At 62.3% G+C, this 18,166-nt stretch carries 13 protein-coding genes; 12 read left to right on the forward strand and 1 reads right to left on the reverse strand.

Annotated features, from left to right (window positions below; all coding sequences use genetic code 11):
• Window positions 1–66 precede the first annotated feature (66 nt).
• From ilvC to HY067_07255, 10 genes are all read left to right on the forward strand, one after another.
• A complete protein-coding gene (gene ilvC, locus HY067_07210; protein ID MBI3527741.1) occupies window positions 67–1,080 on the forward strand; it encodes a ketol-acid reductoisomerase in 1,014 nt (337 codons plus the stop codon).
• Window positions 1,081–1,150: 70 nt separating this feature from the next.
• Window positions 1,151–1,804: a phosphatidylserine decarboxylase gene (locus tag HY067_07215; protein MBI3527742.1), complete on the forward strand. Its 654-nt coding sequence runs from the start codon at window positions 1,151–1,153 to the stop codon at window positions 1,802–1,804.
• A 7-nt stretch (window positions 1,805–1,811) separates the two neighbouring features.
• On the forward strand, window positions 1,812–2,594 hold the full coding sequence (gene pssA / locus HY067_07220) for a CDP-diacylglycerol--serine O-phosphatidyltransferase (protein ID MBI3527743.1): 783 nt from the start codon (window positions 1,812–1,814) through the stop codon (window positions 2,592–2,594).
• A 235-nt stretch (window positions 2,595–2,829) separates the two neighbouring features.
• Window positions 2,830–4,542, forward strand: a complete 1,713-nt coding sequence (gene leuA, locus HY067_07225; GenBank protein ID MBI3527744.1) for a 2-isopropylmalate synthase — start codon at window positions 2,830–2,832, stop codon at window positions 4,540–4,542.
• Window positions 4,543–4,735: 193 nt separating this feature from the next.
• A complete protein-coding gene (locus tag HY067_07230) occupies window positions 4,736–6,070 on the forward strand; it encodes an NAD(P)/FAD-dependent oxidoreductase (protein MBI3527745.1) in 1,335 nt (444 codons plus the stop codon).
• A gap of 8 nt (window positions 6,071–6,078) precedes the next feature.
• Window positions 6,079–7,518, forward strand: coding sequence for a TolC family protein (locus tag HY067_07235; GenBank protein MBI3527746.1), 1,440 nt, complete (start codon window positions 6,079–6,081; stop codon window positions 7,516–7,518).
• A gap of 16 nt (window positions 7,519–7,534) precedes the next feature.
• Window positions 7,535–8,599: a hypothetical protein gene (locus HY067_07240; GenBank protein MBI3527747.1), complete on the forward strand. Its 1,065-nt coding sequence runs from the start codon at window positions 7,535–7,537 to the stop codon at window positions 8,597–8,599.
• A 31-nt stretch (window positions 8,600–8,630) separates the two neighbouring features.
• The gene (locus HY067_07245) at window positions 8,631–11,744 is read left to right on the forward strand and encodes an efflux RND transporter permease subunit (protein ID MBI3527748.1); all 3,114 of its coding nucleotides are present in this window, start codon (window positions 8,631–8,633) and stop codon (window positions 11,742–11,744) included.
• Window positions 11,745–11,814: 70 nt separating this feature from the next.
• On the forward strand, window positions 11,815–12,198 hold the full coding sequence (gene trxA, locus HY067_07250; GenBank protein ID MBI3527749.1) for a thioredoxin: 384 nt from the start codon (window positions 11,815–11,817) through the stop codon (window positions 12,196–12,198).
• A 5-nt stretch (window positions 12,199–12,203) separates the two neighbouring features.
• Complete coding sequence (locus tag HY067_07255; GenBank protein MBI3527750.1) at window positions 12,204–12,617, forward strand: hypothetical protein; 414 nt, start codon at window positions 12,204–12,206, stop codon at window positions 12,615–12,617.
• Between the two features lie 4 nt (window positions 12,618–12,621).
• On the opposite strand, the gene HY067_07260 is transcribed toward HY067_07255, so the two are convergent.
• Entirely contained in the window at window positions 12,622–13,554 is a 933-nt protein-coding gene (locus HY067_07260; protein MBI3527751.1) for a LysR family transcriptional regulator, read from the reverse strand.
• Between the two features lie 199 nt (window positions 13,555–13,753).
• Here HY067_07260 and HY067_07265 point away from each other — a divergent pair, with 199 nt between their 5' ends.
• A complete protein-coding gene (locus HY067_07265) occupies window positions 13,754–14,920 on the forward strand; it encodes an efflux RND transporter periplasmic adaptor subunit (protein ID MBI3527752.1) in 1,167 nt (388 codons plus the stop codon).
• 31 nt (window positions 14,921–14,951) lie between these two features.
• Window positions 14,952–18,077, forward strand: coding sequence for an efflux RND transporter permease subunit (locus HY067_07270; GenBank protein ID MBI3527753.1), 3,126 nt, complete (start codon window positions 14,952–14,954; stop codon window positions 18,075–18,077).
• Window positions 18,078–18,166 lie beyond the last annotated feature (89 nt).

An 18,166-nucleotide genomic window follows, 5' to 3' on the forward strand; every position in this document is an offset into this window, starting at 1 on the left:
AAAACAGCGTTTTGATCCCTCATCCCTTACCCTCACCCCTTCACGCATTTACCACAAGAGGCGAACATGAAAGTTTTCTACGACAAGGACGCAGACCTGCGTCTGATCAAGAGCAAGAAAGTCACCATCCTCGGCTACGGCTCGCAAGGGCATGCCCACGCGCTCAATCTGAAGGATTCCGGCGTCAAGGTTACGGTCGGCCTGCGCAAGGGCGGCGCGTCCTGGGACAAGGCGAAAAAGGCCGGGTTGGAAGTCAAGGAATTGGCCGACGCCGTGAAGAACGCGGACTTCGTGATGATTCTGCTGCCGGACGAACATATCGGCGAGGTGTATCGCGAAATCGAAAGCAGCATCAAAAAGGCAGCCGCGCTGGCCTTCGCGCACGGATTCAACATCCATTTCGGCCAGGTTACGCCACGCGCCGATCTCGATGTCGTGATGGTGGCGCCAAAGGCGCCGGGACATACGGTGCGTTCAACGTATGCCCAGGGAGGTGGGGTGCCCATGCTGATTGCAATCCACCAGAATCCCTCGAAAAAGGCGCGCGATCTGGCGCTGTCCTATGCCGCGGCAATCGGCGGCGGCAAGGCCGGCATCATCGAAACCAATTTCCGCGAAGAGACCGAGACCGATCTGTTCGGCGAACAAGTCGTGCTGTGCGGCGGTACCACGGCGCTGATCCAGGCGGGCTTCGAGACGCTGGTCGAAGCGGGGTACGCTCCGGAAATGGCATACTTCGAATGCCTGCACGAACTCAAGCTGATCGTCGACCTGATTTACGAGGGAGGCATAGCCAACATGCGTTATTCGATCTCGAACAACGCCGAGTACGGCGACTTCACCCGCGGTTCGCGCATCATCACCGAGGACACGCGCAAGGAGATGCGCAAGATCCTCAAGGAAATCCAGACCGGGCAATACGCCCAGGAATTCCTGCTTGAGAACAAGACCGGCGCCACCAAGCTGGGCGCCATGCGCCGCATCGGTCGCGAACACCAGATCGAAATCGTCGGCGGCAAGCTGCGCGAAATGATGCCCTGGATCAAGGCCAACCGCCTGGTCGACCAGTCCAAAAACTAGTGAGTGGGGTCATAGGAAAAGGGATGAAGAGAAATGCGTTTTTTCCCGCTCGCCCCTCGCCCCTTACGCCGTGAGAACTGACTATCCCCACCCCATCATTGCCAAAGAGGGCTGGCCATTCCTCGGGGTTGCGCTCGTCCTCTCGATAGTCGTCACCGGCGGCTGGGGCTGGTGGTCGATTCCATTCTGGCTGGCAACGCTTTTCATCCTGCAATTTTTCCGCGATCCGCCGCGATCCGCGCCCGCCGATGCGGACGCAGTGATCTCGCCGGCCGACGGACGCGTCGTCGCCGTGGATAAGGCGAGGGACCCGTACCTGGATCGCAATGCGCTGAAGATCAGCGTGTTCATGAACGTGTTCAACGTGCATTCGAATCGCAGCCCGGTCGATGGCGAGGTCAGGAAGGGCTGGTATTTCGGCGGCCGGTTCCTCAATGCCGCGCTCGACAAGGCTTCACTCGAAAACGAGCGCAACGCATTGTGGATCCATACCGATAGCGGCGCGGAAGTGACCTGCGTGCAGGTCGCCGGGCTGATCGCGCGCCGCATCCTCTGTTATGTGCAGACGAAGGACCGGTTGAAGCGCGGACAACGTTTCGGCTTCATTCGCTTCGGTTCCCGCGTGGATGTGTATCTGCCCGTCGAGGCCAAGCCGCATGCCGCGGTGGGCGACAAGGTTTTTGCCGGGGAGACCATCCTGGCGCGGCTGCCGGCCAAATCATGAGCCTGGAATGAATCATCCCGCGCCCAAGGCCCGCTGGCTCAGCCGCACCGGTATTCGCCGTACCGGTATCTACTGGCTTCCCAATGCGATCACCACCTGTGCGTTGTTCGCCGGTTTCTATGCCATCGTGCAGGCGATGAACCTGCAGTTCGAACTGGCCGCGAAGGGCATTTTTGCGGCGATGGTGTTCGACGGCCTCGATGGCAGAGTGGCGCGGCTTACCCGCACGCAGAGCGAATTCGGCGCCGAATTCGACAGCCTGTCCGACATGGTTTCGTTCGGCGCGGCACCGGCGCTGGTGATCTACGAATGGTCGCTGAAGGGCATGGACAAGCTGGGCTGGTTCGCCGCTTTCGTCTACTGCGCCTGCGCGGCATTGCGCCTGGCGCGCTTCAACACCAATATCGACGTGGTCGACAAGCGCTACTTCCAGGGCCTGCCGAGCCCGGCCGCGGCCGGACTGATCGCCGGGCTGGTATGGGCCATGGAATCCTACGACGTGGCCCGCGCCGACGTTCCCCTGCTGGCCTGGGGACTGACGCTGTTCGCCGGCATCACGATGGTCAGCAGTGTGCGCTTCTACAGCGGCAAGGACATCAACCTGCGCAAGAGCGTGCCGTTTCGCATGGTGGTGATGATTGCGCTCAGCGTGGTGGCGCTGATGCAGGTCGCCAACAATCTGCCGGAACTCCTGTTCAGCCTGTTTGCGATTTATGCCGCTTCGGGCTACGCAATGTGGGCCTGGGAACGGCTGCGCAGGAAGCCTCCTACCCCGCCCTCCGGGCCATAGGGCAGAGACTGGGGCTTGCGAAGCCCGAAAAATCTGCTTATAGTCGGGCACATGGTTTCCCAACAGCACGGCCAATCCGGTCTTTTCCTTGTCAGCAATCTGCTGACCGGCCTGCTGCTGCGCCCCGCGCGCACATAAACTAACTCCAACCTCGCAGTACCCAAGCCCGCCAGACAAAGCCCAACCAGGCAAAGCCCGGCGGTGGTGGCTTATCAACAATATGCGAGACCATGACATGAACCGAAACCCTTCACAGAAATACCGTCCGTTTGCCCCGGTCGCCTTGCCCGACAGGACCTGGCCGAATCAAGTCATCACCCGGCCGCCGGTCTGGTGCAGCGTCGACCTGCGCGACGGCAACCAGGCGCTGATCGAGCCGATGGATGCGGAGCGCAAATTGCGCATGTTCATGCTGCTGCTGAAAACCGGATTCAAGGAAATCGAGATCGGTTTCCCTGCCGCTTCACAGACCGATTTCGATTTTGTGCGCAAGCTGATCGAGGAAAAACTGATCCCTGACGACGTCACGGTGCAGGTGCTGACCCAGGCGCGCGAACCGCTGATCCGTCGCACTTTCGAATCCCTGCGCGGCGTGAAGCGCGCCATCATGCATTTGTACAACTCCACTTCGACGGTGCAGCGCCGCGTGGTGTTCGGCCTGGACAAGCCGGGCATCGTCGCCATTGCCGTCGATGGCGCGCGCGTTGTTCGCGACTGTGCCCGCGAGCAGCCGGAAACCGACTGGGTATTCCAGTACTCTCCGGAAAGCTTTACCGGAACCGAACTGGATTTCGCCGTCGAGATCTGCGACGCGGTCAACGCGGTCTGGCAGCCGACGCCGCGTCGGCCGGCCATTCTGAATCTGCCGGCCACGGTGGAGATGGCCACACCCAACGTTTACGCCGACCAGATCGAGTGGTTCGGCCGCCACATCGCCAATCGCGACAGCGCCGTGTTGTCGGTGCATCCGCATAACGACCGCGGCTGCGCGGTGGCCGCCGCAGAGCTCGCTGTCATGGCCGGCGCCGACCGCATCGAAGGCTGCCTGTTCGGCAACGGCGAGCGCACCGGCAACGTGGACCTCGTTACGCTGGCGCTCAATCTCTATACGCAGGGCGTCGATCCCGGACTCGATTTCTCCGACATCAATGCCGTGATCCGCGCGGTCGAGCACAGCAACCAGTTGCCGGTACACCCGCGCCATCCCTACGGCGGTGAACTGGTGTTCACGGCTTTTTCCGGTTCGCATCAGGATGCGATCAAGAAGGGTCTCGCCGCGCGCAAGGCGACTGATCTCTGGGAAGTGCCGTATTTGCCGATCGATCCGGCCGACCTCGGTCGCGCCTACGACGCGGTCATTCGCGTCAACAGCCAGTCGGGCAAAGGCGGTATCGCCTATCTGCTCGAACGCGATTTCGGGTTGTCCCTGCCGCGCCTGCTGCAGATCGAGTTCAGCCAGGTGATCCAGGTCATCACGGACGCGAGCGGCAAGGAGCTTTCGTCGATCGCGATCAAGGCTGCCTTCGATCGCGAATATCTGGAGAACGAGCGGCCTCTTGCCTACATCGAACACCGCATCACGCATGAAGCCGGCCACGGCGAAGTCGAAAATGTTTCCGCGCGGCTGAAATTCAACGGGCGCGAGATTGCCATCGCCGGCAAGGGCAACGGCCCGGTGGACGCCTTCGTGCGGGCGTTATGCGAAGGTTGCGGCGTCGATGTGCACGTCATGAACTACCACGAGCATGCCGTGGGCAGCGGCGAGGATGCGACCGCGGTGGCGTATGTGCAGATCCGCATCGGCCGCGACCAGACTCTGTATGGTGCCGGGATGCACGGCAACATCGTTACGGCGACGCTGCGGGCGGTGCTCTCGGCGGTGAATCGCGCCGCCCTTAAAGGGTTGATCACAGTGCGCGAGCCGGCACAGCGCATTGCCGCCGCCTGATTGGTTCGCAATAGCGGCCGGTATTCGGTTTCGAGCGACTGAAACCGCAGCGTTGATACACGGCATTTGCCAACGAAGCCCGCTCTCGTAGCGGGCTTTTTTGCTACGGGCAGTGTTTCCGGCAACAAGATAAACTCCCAGCTTCATCCGTTGCTTATTCCCGATATTCCGGCCGCATTGGCCGTCCATTCCGATGGCGAGCGAACAAAAATCAACCCGCGAACTGCATAAGATCGTCATCGTCGGCGGCGGAGCCGGTGGACTCGAACTGGCCACGCAGCTCGGAAGAACGCTGGGCAGGCGCAGGAGGGCGTTGATCACGCTGGTCGATCGATCGCGTACCCATCTGTGGAAACCGTTGCTGCACCAGGTGGCCGCCGGCAGCATGGACCTGAACGATCACGAGCTCGACTATCTGTATCAGGCGCGCTGGCATCATTTCCAGTTCCGCCTCGGCCGAATGGATGGGCTCGATCGTGCCACTAAAGAAATCCATCTTGCGCCAACGTTCGACGAGGCCGGTCGTGAAGTCCTGCCCGCCCGCGGGATTGCATACGACACCCTGGTCCTTGCCGTTGGCAGTACCACCAACGACTTCGGCACGCCGGGCGCGACGGAACATGCGATCTCGCTGGACAATCCGCAGCAGGCGGCCTTGTTTCATTCGCGATTGCTCAATGCCTGCCTGCGTGCGAACGCGCAACAGGGCCGGATCGAGTCCGGGCAACTGCATATCGCCATCATCGGCGCCGGGGCCACCGGCGTAGAACTTGCGGCGGAACTGCACAATACCATCCGCGAATTTCTGTCCTTCGGACTGGACCGTATCAACCCCGAGCGGGACATCAAGATCACCATCGTCGAAGCTGCGCCTAAAATCCTGCCGGCGCTTTCCGAGCGTTTGTCGAATGCGGTACTCGGCCTCCTGAAGAAACTGAACGTCGAAGTGCTCACCGGCGAGCGCGTCACCGAGGTGTCGCCCCGTGGCGTGAAAACCGCGACCGGCCGGGAGATTCCGGCGGAACTGGTGGTGTGGGCGGCAGGCATCAAGGCGCCCGATTTCCTCAAGGACATCGGCGCACTGGAGACCAACCGCATCAACCAGCTTGTGGTCACGCAAGCCCTGCAGACCACGCGCGACGTAAACATCTTTGCGTTCGGCGACTGCGCAAGCTGCCCCTGGCCGGAAAAGAAAATCGCGGTGCCGCCGCGTGCCCAGTCCGCGCATCAGCAGGCTTCACATCTGACCAGGATGCTGCCGCGCCACTTGCACGGCGAACCGTTGCGCCCGTACGCGTATCGCGATTTCGGATCGCTGATCTCGCTGGGAAAATTCAGCACCATCGGCAGCCTGATGGGCGCCATCACGCGCGGCAGCGTCATGATCGAAGGTTTTTTCGCGAAGATCATGTATCTGTCGCTGTACAAGATGCACGAGCTCGCGCTGCACGGTTTCACCAAAGTCTTCCTCGATACGCTGGCGCGCATCATCACGCGGCGCACCGGGCCTCACATCAAACTGCACTGAGCGGTGCGATGTCGCGCGGTTGCCTGACATTTCTTCCCGGCCTGGCAGCAGCAATTGCGATTGCAGCCTGTTCGACCGTTCCTTATTCACCCAGACCGCTCGAAGCGGAAGCGACGGCTGCCGAATTCATCGCCCGCTCCGGCGATGTCGATGGTCTGAAACAGTTTGTGACGGCGAACGGCTATGCGCCGAACGCCTGGCCGCCGGAGCAATGGGGCCTGAAGGAACTGACCCTGGTCGCCTTATATTTCCATGCGGACATTCGCACTGCACGTGCGCGCGCCGAAGTCGCACACGCGGAGTTGGGCTCCGCAGCGCAGCCGCAGTCCTGGTCAGGAAGGTTGAAACCCGAATATCACAGCCGGACCCTTCCCGATAACAACGGACCCTGGACTCTCGGGCTGGAACTGGAAATCCCGCTGGTTGCGCAAGGCAGGCGCGCCGCGCGTGCCGAACGCAGCGCATTCCTGGCCGATGCCGCCGATCTCGACGTCGCCAATGCAGCGTGGATGGTGCGCGGTCGCGTGCGCGACCGTTACCTGGAACTGCAAGCGAGCCGCGACGCACTGCAATCGCTGGACGCACAGCTTATGGCGCGCAAGGACATGCTCGGCCTGGTCAATCGTCGTGTGGAAGCGGGCATGTTGTCGGCTCGCGATCTCGGGGTCGAGCGTGTCGCCTATTCCCAGCTTGAACTGTTGCGCAGCCAGGAACTGGCGAGGCAGCAGCGTGCGCAGGGCGAACTTGCTGCGGCACTCGGCCTGTCTCTGGAAGTGCTCGAACGCATGAGGCTGCGATTCGATGCGGGCGTGTCACCACGCACCGACATGGATGTCGGCGCACTGCGCCGCATGGCGTTGCGCAATCGTCTCGACGTTCATCGCAAGCTGCTGGAATTCGGCGCAGCCGATGCCGAGGTCAAAGCAGCGGTGGCCGCGCAGAATCCCGACATTGCCCTGGGACCGGGCTACGCCTGGGATCAGGGCGACAACGTCTGGTCGCTTGCAGTCGGCATGTCGCTGCCGCCGGCAGCGCGGACGCGTGCTTCGATCCGGGAGGCACAGGCGCGGCGCGAACTGGCAGCGGAACAATTCGCGGCTACCCAGGCTGATGTCATCACGCTCGCCGAGCGCGCCGGCGCGCAATTCCGGCTGGCACGCGATCGCATAGCGGCTGCCGAGCATAGGTTGCAAGTGCAGCAGGAGCAGGAATCCCGGATGAACCGGCAGTTCGATGCGGGTGCCGCGGACCGGATGCAGCTTGTCGCCGCACGTATCGACACGCTCGCATCGGAAACGATGCTTCAGGCGGCGCTCGTCGAAGCGCGCCAGGCTGTGGCGCATCTGGAAGATGCCGTGCAGCTTCCGCTGCTTGGCGATTTCGAGGTGGGTCCGAACGTGGAGGGTTCGCGTTCCGCCACTATGCCCAAGCAGGTGTCCAGACCATGATCCGGGCGTCGAATTCATGAAGTTGCGCCCCGCTCAAGCCGCCATCGCGGTGATGGCAGTGGTCATCACGCTGTTGTCGTGGGCTCTGATTTACTACTCGCGCGACGAGTTGGGTATGCAGGCCGAAAAACACGAAGACCAGATCAAGGCCATCTCGACGGCGGGGGTCGAAGACGGGCGCTCGGTCGTGCGCATTCCGGCGCAAAGCCAGAAAGCCGCCGGTATAGCCGTGCAAGCCTTGAAGTCCGCCAAGCGGGAAGCCGCCTTCGAGGTTTACGGCATCGTGGCGAACCTGCAGCCGCTCGTGGAATTGCGCGGCCGTTACCTTGCCGCGACTGCCGAGTCGAAGGCCTCGCGAGCAACGCTTGCCGCGGCAGAATCCGAGTATCGGCGCATGGAAACGCTGTTTCGCGACGACCGCAACGTGTCGGAGCAGGCGCTGAAGTCTGCTGAAGGGCGCTATCGTGCCGAGCTGGCGCGGCAGGCGGCTGCAGACCAGGCTGCGGAAAGCATCCGCGATGCGATTCGCGGCTCGTGGGGTGCAAGCATAACCGGCTGGGCCACCAATCCCGATTCGCAGACGATCCGGTCGCTGTTGCAACAATCGGCATTTCTGGTGCAACTCGTGTTTCCGTACGACCTTCCTCGCGCAACCGCGCACGCAAAGGTTGCAGTCGCGCCGGCGATGGCACGCGAGAATCCGCATCCGGCCAGCTTTGTCGCCGATTCGCCGCAGATCGATCCGGCGTTTCCCGGCGAGACCTATTTCTATCTGGTGAACGGCGGCGGCTTCCGCGCCGGTATGCGGGTCGCGGCGCGCATCAGGATGGGCGGCGCTCCGGTGAGCGGCGTGATCGTGCCATCGGCTGCGGTGGTCTGGCATGCCGGCAAAGCCTGGGCCTACGTGAAGGACGACGAGCAGACCTTTGCCCGCTTCGGGGTTTCCACCACGGACGAAATGGAAGGCGGCTGGTTCAACACGACGGGCTTCGACGAAGCTGACGAAGTCGTCGTCAGCGGCGCGCAGTTGCTGCTCTCCGAGGAACTCAAGTATCAGATACGCAATGAAAACGAAGATTGAGGACCTCAACGCCTTTGAATTTCCTTAAATCTTGATCTCGTACATAGTCCGCCAGTCCATCCGCTATCCCGGTGTGATCGTCGCGCTGGCGCTCACGATCGTCGTTTACGGACTGTTCACGTTGTCCCGGGCGCACCTGGACGTGTTCCCGGAGTTTTCGCCCAGCCAGGTCGTGATTCAGACCGAGGCGCCGGGACTGTCCGCGGAACGGGTCGAGACCCAGGTTTCCCAGCCGATCGAGAACGCGCTGTCCGGCGTGTCCGGACTCGAGAGCCTGCGCTCGCAGTCGATTCCCGGTTTGTCCGTCGTCCACGTGTTCTTTCAGGATGGATCGGACAGCTACCGCAACCGGCAAGTGGTGAGCGAGCGTCTGGCCGCTCTGCCGACGCAACTGCCAAAGGGCATCGTGCCTGCGATGACTCCGCTCACTTCATCGGCCAGCACCGTCCTCGGTATCGGCATCACTTCCGAGAATCGCAGCCTCATGGAATTGCGCACGCTGGTGGACTGGGTGATTCGTCCGCACCTGCTGGCGGTGCGCGGTGTGGCGGAGGTCAACGTGTTCGGCGGAGACGTGCGCCAATGGCAGATCCAGGTCGACCCGGAAAAACTGCATCGCTACGGCATGGCGCTGGAGGACGTGGTCGGCGCGGCAAGTCGGGCGACCGGTGTGGCCGGCGCCGGTTTTGTGAAAACGCCGAACCAGCACATCCTGCTGCAGGTCGATGTGCAACCGGACGCGGTCGCCGACGTCGCGCGTTCCGTGCTCGCCTACCGGGAAGGCCGTGCGGTGCGCATCGGCGATCTTGCGAAAGTCGTCGAGGGCGCCGCGCCGTCGATCGGTGCCGCCGCCATCGACGGCACGCCCGGCGTGTTCATGATGGTGCAGGGCCAGCTTGGGTCGAATACGCATGCGGTCACGCAGGATCTGGAAAAGGCCGCGGCCGAACTCAAGCCGCTGCTGGAGACGGAAGGTGTCAAACTGCATCCGCAGCTGTTCCGTCCGGCGAATTTCATCGAAACCGCCGTGCGTAATGTCCAGCGCGACATCCTCATCGGTTCGCTGCTCGTGGTCGTCGTGCTGTTCCTGTTCCTGTTCAACACACGCACTGCATTCATCTGTGCCACGGCGATACCGGTCTCGCTTTTGGCCGCGGTTCTGGTCCTGGATTATTTCAATGTAACGCTGAACATCATGGTGATGGGCGGGCTGGCGATCGCACTGGGTGAAGTCGTGGACGACGCGATCATCGACACCGAGAACATTTTCCGGCGCCTGCGGCTGAACCGCGCTTCGCTGCAGCCGCAACCGGTTTGGGAAGTCGTGCTGGCTGCCTCGGTGGAAGTACGCAGCTCGGTGGTGTACGCCACGTTCATCGTGGCGCTGGTGTTCGTGCCGCTGCTGACGCTGGGCGGCGTTGCCGGCAAGCTGTTTGCTCCGCTCGGGCTTGCCTACATCTTCGCCATCCTCGCGTCACTGCTGATCGCGGTGACGCTGACGCCTGCATTGTGTTACCTGCTGCTGGCGCGTGCGAAGCTCAAGACCGAGGATCCGCCATTCGTGCGCTGGCTGAAACCGAAATATTTATCGGTACTCGGCCGCATCGAGCGTTATCCGGGACGCGTGATCAGCGTGACTGGCATCGTCATCGCGATCGGCATCGGTTTGTTGCCGCTGTTCGCCGGGCAATTCATTCCGGCGCTGCGCGAGGGCCACTACATCATGCATATGTCGTCGGTGCCGGGCACGTCGGAAGCGGAATCCCTGCGCATCGGCCAGAAAGTGTCAAAGGCAATCGGTTCGATCAAAGGCGTCCAGTCGGTGGCGCAATGGGTCGGCCGTTCGAAGAACGGCGCCGACACGTTTGGCACGCACTACAGCGAATTCGAAGTCGAGATTGGCGCGCTGCCGGGCAACGAACAGGCGCGCATCCTGCAGGAGATCCGGGAAACGCTCTCGGGGCAACGCGGTGGCGCCTTTCCAGGCGTGACCTTCGCGGTCAACACCTTCCTCACCGAGCGCATCGAGGAAACCATCACCGGCTATGCCGCGCCGTTCGTGGTGAATCTCTATGGATCATCGCTCGACCTGCTGGACCGCGACGCGTTGGCGATTGCCTCGGAACTCGCCGAGGTACCGGGGGCGCGCGACATACAGATTCAGGCACAGCCTGGCGCGCCGCAGTTGTCCATTCGCCTGCGCCATGAGCGCGTCGCCGCACTCGGCCTGCAACCGTTGGCCGTGCTGGAAGCGGTACAGACGGCTTATGAAGGTGTGCAGGCGGCGCAGATCTTCCGCGGCAACCAGGTCATCGATCTGGTGGTCGTGCTGGAACCGTCGCACCGCAACCGCATCAACGAAGTGTCCGCGCTGCCGTTGCGCAATCCCGACGGCCGGCTCATCAGGCTGGGCGACATTGCGGACATTGAGATGACCGGCGGGCGCTACAAGATATTGCATGCCGGCGGGCGTCGCATCCAGACCGTGACGGCCAGCGCGGAGGGTCGTGACATCGAGCAATTCGAGCGCACCGCCCGCGCCCGTATCGTCGCGCAAGTGAAGCTGTCGGAGGGCAATTACGTCGCCTATGCCGGCACGGCGCAGGCCCAGGCGCAGGCGCGGTCCGATCTGCTGCTGCATTCGGCGCTTGCGGGCATCGGCATCTTCCTGCTGCTCTATATCGCCTTCAACAATCTGCGCAATCTGCTGATCACCTTTGTGAACCTGCCGTTCGCGTTGATCGGCGGCGTGATCGCGGTATTCGCCAGCGGCGGGTGGATGTCGCTCGGCTCGCTGGTCGGCTTCGTCACGCTGTTCGGCATCACGCTGCGCAACTCGATCATGCTGGTATCGCACTACCAGCACCTGGTGGAAGTGGAGCGGCTGCCGTGGAATGCGGATACCGCACTGCGTGGCGCCGCCGAGCGCCTGCCATCGATATTGATGACGGCACTGGTTACCGCGCTGGGGCTGATGCCGCTCGCGCTCGGCAGCGGCGAGCCCGGACGGGAGATCGAAGGGCCGATGGCCACCATCATTGTCGGGGGACTGGCCACCTCGACCCTGCTCAATCTGCTGGTGCTGCCGGCGATCCTGCTGCATTTCGGCCGGTTCGCGCCCGCCGACGATGTAAGGCGGGGTTGATCTTCACGACCAAGCCATTACATAGTGTGAATACCTACAGAATCGAAGGGCTGCCAAGGAGAGCCCGGTTATGTCGACGATTGCATTGACCAAGGATAACTTTGAGCAGGTGGTGACCGGCAACGATACGGTCATCGTGGATTTCTGGGCGCCGTGGTGCGGCCCCTGCCGCAGTTTCGCGCCGGTATTCGAAGCGACTTCCGAAAAGCACGAGGGCGTGGTGTTCGCCAAGGTGAACACCGAGGAGGAGCCCGAGCTGGCCGGACACTTCGAGATCCGCTCGATCCCGACCCTGATGGTGTTCCGCCAGAAAGTGATCCTGTTTTCCCAGCCGGGGGCATTGCCGGCGTCGGGGCTGGAAGCCGTGATCAAGAAAGTGCAGGAGATCGACATGGCGGAAGTGCATCGCGATATCGCGGCGCAGGAAGCCGCGGAAGCCGGCGCGCCTTCCTGACGTTCATGGCGCCGACCGTCCTCGACGAAACTGGTTTCGATCGTTTCGTGTCCGACAACGACACGGCGGTGATCGGCTTTGTCGAAGGGGATGGCGACGCGGCAACATTTTCCGCGCTTGCCAGCGATGTCCTTAAAAAGCATCCCGGCGTTGCTATCGCGCGGGTCCATGGCAACAGCCGCGGGCTGTTCGACATGTTCGGACTGAGCGGGACCGCCACGGCGATCTTCCGCGGGCGCGTCGGGATGTATCTCGAGCCGGGCCTGCCGGCTGCCGACCAGTTGGCGCGGTTGCTCGATGGCATCGCCGCGCTGAACATGGAACGTGTGCGGGTGGAGATCGAACAGGAAAGATCGGCGCGGGAATCGCTGGCCGTGCACCGCGTCTGTCCGGCGACGAGGCGCGGCAAGTTGGAATAAAACGTCAGCCGTCGGCCGAGGGATAAGTCCCCGATTCGCCGAGAACGTATTGCTGGATCGCCTTGTCGCGCAAGCGATCGAGAAACCACTTGAGTGCCTTGCCGGCCTGGCGCGGATGCCACGCCAGGTAGACGTTGGTCATCGATTTCGATCCCTCGACTTCTTTTTTCACCAGCCGCCCCGCTGCGATGTGGGGCGCCGCCCAAGGCAGAGGAAGGTAACCCGCGCCCAGCCCGGCGATCTGCGCGGCGACCTTGGCACGCATCGTAGGTACGGTCAGGGCGTCCTGTCCGTCGAGCAATCCCGACGTGCGCGGCGGCAGATTGCGGGATGTGTCGGCAGCCGACACGGCGCGATGCTGCAGGATGTCCTGTGCAGACAACGGCTCGTCCAGCGCGGCGAGCGGATGGTCGGGCGAGACGACGAAGACGAATTCGAAACTTCCCATCGCTTCGACGGCCAGCAGTCCTTCCGGCGGCGCATCGCCAGGCGCCCCGATGACCATGTCGGCCCGTCCGCTCATGAGGGCATCCCAGCAGCCGCCCAGCACTTCCATCGTCAAGCGCAGGCGCGTGCCGGACGCTTCGCGATAGAAATCCTTCAGCAGCGGAAACAGGCGCTCCGTCGGCACCAGGTCGTCGATCGCGATGCGCAGTTCGCTCTCCCAGCCGGTCGCGACGCGCTTGACGCGACATTCCAGGTCGGTCGCGGCACGCAGCAGATGGCGTCCTTCGCGCAGCAGCGCCTCGCCGGCTTCGGTCAGGCGCGCACGGTGGCCGCTGCGGTCGAACAGCCTGACATCGAGGTCCTGCTCGAGCTTCTGGATGGTGTAGGTGATGGCCGAGGGGACGCGGTGCAATTCCTCTCCTGCCGCAGCGAAGCTGCCGTTACGGGAGATGGAATCCAAAACCAGCAGTGCATCCAGCGAAATTCTCATGGTGGCCACCGAAAAACTCGGCTATTATTCATAAATAACTGACTAATCAGTCAGCAAAAAACGCCGCCGGGATAGTCTCGCATCCAACAACATCTCCGACGGCCCGCTGCCAGCGAGGATTTTTTATCGCTGGCAATAATTTTTTAACTGGTCGACGCGGCTGCAACCGGCCATCGACTGGACCATTCAGGGATACGTTGTGCATACGCCGACCACTCGTAATGTAACGATTCTGACGGCGCTGGTCACCGCGGCATTGATCTCCGGCTGCGGCTCGAAGAGCGACGCGACTGCCGCCGCGCAGAAGACCGACGCGCCCAAGACCGATGCGGCAAAAGCGGCCGATGCGGGCAAACCTGCCACACCGGCGACCGCCGCCGCGGCCAAACCCGGATTGCCGGTCAAGGCAGAGGCGGTGAGGATTTCCCGGATATCTGACGATGTCTCCGCAGTCGGCTCCTTGCTTGCCGAAGAGTCGGTGATCATCCGTCCCGAAATCGATGGCCGCATCGTCGGACTGCATTTCCAGGAAGGCCAGGCGGTCAGCGCCGGCACGCGGCTGGTGACGATCGACAGCACCGAATACGAAGCGCAAACGGCAGCCCAGCGCGCGGATCTGAAGACCGAAGAGCAACGCCTGGTCCGTACCAAGGAACTGTACGAACAGCACTTCATCAGCAAGGATGCGCTGGACGTCCAAGTGGGCAACGTAGCGCGCCTCAAGGCCCATGTCGATGAAGCCGAATCCCGAGTGGCGAAGACGGTGATCCGCGCGCCTTTCTCCGGCATCCTCGGCCTGCGTCAGGTCAGTCCCGGTGCCTATGTCAAAGCCGGCAGCGACATCGTCCGGCTGGAAAATGTCAGCTCCATCAAGGTCGACTTCCGCATCCCGGAAAATTATCTGTCGAAGATCCGCCCCAGCCAGGAAATCTCGGTGCGGCTGGATGCTTATCCCGGCGAAGAATTCAAAGGGCGTGTCTATGCCGTGGAACCGGTGGTCGACGAGCGCACCCGTACCATCGCGATGCGGGCCCGCATCCCGAACAAGGGGTTCAAGCTCAAGCCCGGAATGTTCGTTCGCGTGGTGATTACGCTGGAGAGCCGTCCCAATGCGGTGGTCATTCCCGAGCAGGCCATCTGGCCGCAGGGCAAGGATAGTTTTGTATTCCGCGTGGTGGACGGCAAGGCTGCGCTGACCAAAGTCGATATCGGCAACCGCGCGCCGGGCACGGTGGAAATACTGAAAGGGTTGGCGGCGAACGACATGGTCATCACCGACGGACAGATGAAGCTCAAGGACGGTGCGCCGGTAAGCGTGATAGAAGCACCGCCGGCTGTGCCGGCCGCTCCGGCGGCCAAGAGCTGAACGCGACGTCAATCCATTCAGGGGCGGGACGATGATTCTCTCCGAAATTTCGATCAAGCGGCCGGTTCTGGCCACGGTGATGAGCCTGGTCATCGTGCTCATGGGCTTCCTGTCCTATTCGCGCATGGCCGTGCGCGAATATCCGAACATCGACCCACCGGTGGTTTCGGTGCGCACAGTGTACAAGGGGGCGACGGCGCAGGTGATCGAAAGCGCGGTCACGCAGCCGCTGGAAGATTCCCTCTCCGGTATCGAAGGCATCAAGACCATCAAGTCCAACAGCCGGGAGGAAGTCAGCCAGATCACGATCACCTTCCTGACCAGCCGCGAAGTCGATGCTGCAGCAGCCGACGTTCGCGACCGCGTCTCCCGCATCCGTAAGCAGTTGCCGGCGACCATCGACGAACCGGTAGTCTCCAAGATCGAAGCGGACGCGCAAGCCATCATCTGGATTGCGGTCAGCAGTGATCGGCAGTCGCCGATGGAGATCACCGATTTCGCCGACCGCTACCTGACGGACCCGCTCAAGGCCCTGCCCGGCGTGTCGTCGGTCATCATCGGCGGCGAGCGCAAGTACTCGATGCGGGTCTGGCTCGACCGGGAGCGGCTCGCGGCGCAAGGATTGACTGTTCAGGACGTCGAGAACGCGCTCATTAACCAGAACGTCGAATCTCCTGGCGGGCGCATCGAGAGCACGCAGCGCGAATTCACCGTCCAGCCGCGCACCGACCTGCGGTCGCCGGAAGATTTCAACAATATGATCATCTCGACGAACGGCTACCCGATTCGTCTGAAGGACGTCGGCCACGCCGTCCCGGGGCCTTACGAGAACCGCAAGATCGTGCGCGTCGGCGGCAACGAAGCGATCGGCCTCGGTGTCGTCAAGCAATCGACCGCCAACACGCTGGAAGTGGCGCGCGGGGTCAAAGCGGTGCTGCCGCGGCTGCAGGCCACGCTGCCCCCCGGGATGAAGGCGTGGATCGCGGTGGATACCTCGATCTTCATCGAAGAATCGATCAAGGCGGTCTTCGAGACCATGGTCGAGGCGCTGATCCTGGTGGTGCTGGTGATTTTCATCTTCCTGCGCAGCGCGCGCGCGACCCTGATCCCCGCTGTTGCCATCCCGGTTTCCGTGATCGGCCACTTCACCTTCCTCAAGGCGATGGGCTTTTCGATCAACACGCTGACGCTGCTCGGCGTGGTGCTGTCGATCGGCCTGGTGGTGGACGACGCCATCGTGGTACTGGAGAACATCCACCGCCACATCGAGGAAGGCATGGCACCGAGGAAAGCGGCCTTCCAGGGCAGCAAGGAAATCGGCTTCGCCGTCATTGCCATGACCATCACGCTGGCCGCGGTGTTCACGCCGCTTTCGTTGATGACGGGCAATACCGGGAAACTCTTCACCGAGTTCGCGCTGACGGTGGCGACGTCGGTGATCGTTTCCGGCTTCGTCGCACTGACGCTCACGCCGATGATGTGCTCGAAGCTGCTGAAGCCCGGACATGGCAGGGTCTACACCTACACCGAGGGCTTCTTCGAAGGCATGAACAACGGCTACCGCGCGATCCTGCGCGCAACGCTGCGGCATCGCTGGGTGATCGGCGTGGCGTTCATCGCCGTTCTCGGCGGCATCGTGTTTCTGTTCATGCAACTGAAATCAGAACTTTCGCCGGTGGAAGATCGCGGCCTGTTCCTCGCCTTCGTGGTTGCTCCGGAAGGCTCGACCATGTCCTACACCGACGGCTATATGCACGTCGTCGAAGGCATCACCAGCAAGATCCCGGAAATCACCACCATGTTTGCCGTGGTTGCGCCCGGGCTGGATCGGCCGAACCCGGTCAATCTCGGCGTCGCCTTTGCGGTATTGAAGCCATGGAGCCAACGCACACGCAGCCAGTTGGACATTACGAAGGAACTCGGGCCGAAGCTCTACGGTGGCTTGCCCGGCGCGCTCTCGTTCGCCCTGAATCCGCCGTCGCTGGGACAAGGCCTGCTGACCAAGCAGATCGAGTACGTCATCTATGGCAACAGTTTCGAGGAATTGCAGGGGAAGGTGAACCTGGTCATGGCCAAGTTGCGCGAGTATCCGGGCATCACCGCGCTGGATACCGACCTGAAACTCAACAAGCCGCAGCTGGCGGTGAACATCGACCGCGACAAGGCGTCGGACCTGGGCGTGTCGATGGACGTCATCGGCCATACGCTGCAGACGCTGCTCGGCAGCCGCGACGTGACCCGTTACAAGCACGAGGGCAAGCAATACGACGTCGTGGTCCAGCTGGAAGACAGCAAGCGCATGCAGCCGACCGACCTGACTTCCATCTACGTGCGCGGCCGCGACGACCAGCTCATGCAGCTTTCCAACCTGGTCAAGATCAGTGAGGCCGTTGCGCCGAAGGAACTCAACCACTTCAACAAGCTTCGTGCCGCCGTCATCAACGGCAACGTGGCTTCGGGCTATACCCTCGGTCAGGCGCTCGAAACCATCGACGCGACGGTCAAGCAGGAATTGCCCGCGGGGACCTTGACCGACCTCGACGGGCAGGCCCGCGAATTCCGCGAAGCCGGCGGCCAGCTGCTGCTGACCTTCGCGCTGGCGCTGGTGTTCATCTATCTGGTGCTGTCGGCGCAATTCGAAAGCTTCGTCGGACCCTTGGTCATCATGTTCACGGTGCCGCTGGCGGGAATCGGTGCACTGCTGGCAATGTGGATCAATACGCTGATGGGTCACGGCGGCACGCTGAACGTGTACAGCGAGATCGGCCTGGTGATGCTGGTCGGCCTGATTACCAAGCATGGCATTCTGATTGTCGAGTTCGCCAACCAACTGCGCAGTAGAGGCATGGAGAAGTTCGAGGCGGTCGTGGAAGCTGCGACTTTACGTATGCGCCCGATTCTGATGACCACGGGCGCCATGGTGCTCGGCGCTATTCCGCTCGCCCTGGCGCATGGTGCCGGTGCCGAATCCCGCCAGGCCATCGGCTGGGTCATTGTCGGCGGACTGGTCGTCGGTACGTTGCTGACGTTGTTCGTGATCCCGACCGTCTACACTGTCTTGATGCGCAAGGTGCACATGGCCGAGGCGGATGAAACAGGCGTGCCTCTGACAGCCGGTGGCAGCGGTCCGATCACTGCGCCGCATAAGGAACTGTAAGCACCGCATCATCGCGTTCGGATTGAAGGCGGCAAGTGCGAAGGCCCTTGCCGTTTTTTTTAGCTATAGTCCGCGGACAAATCAAAACC

The organism is Betaproteobacteria bacterium (genome assembly GCA_016194905.1).
Classification (GTDB): Bacteria; Pseudomonadota; Gammaproteobacteria; order Burkholderiales; family JACQAP01; genus JACQAP01.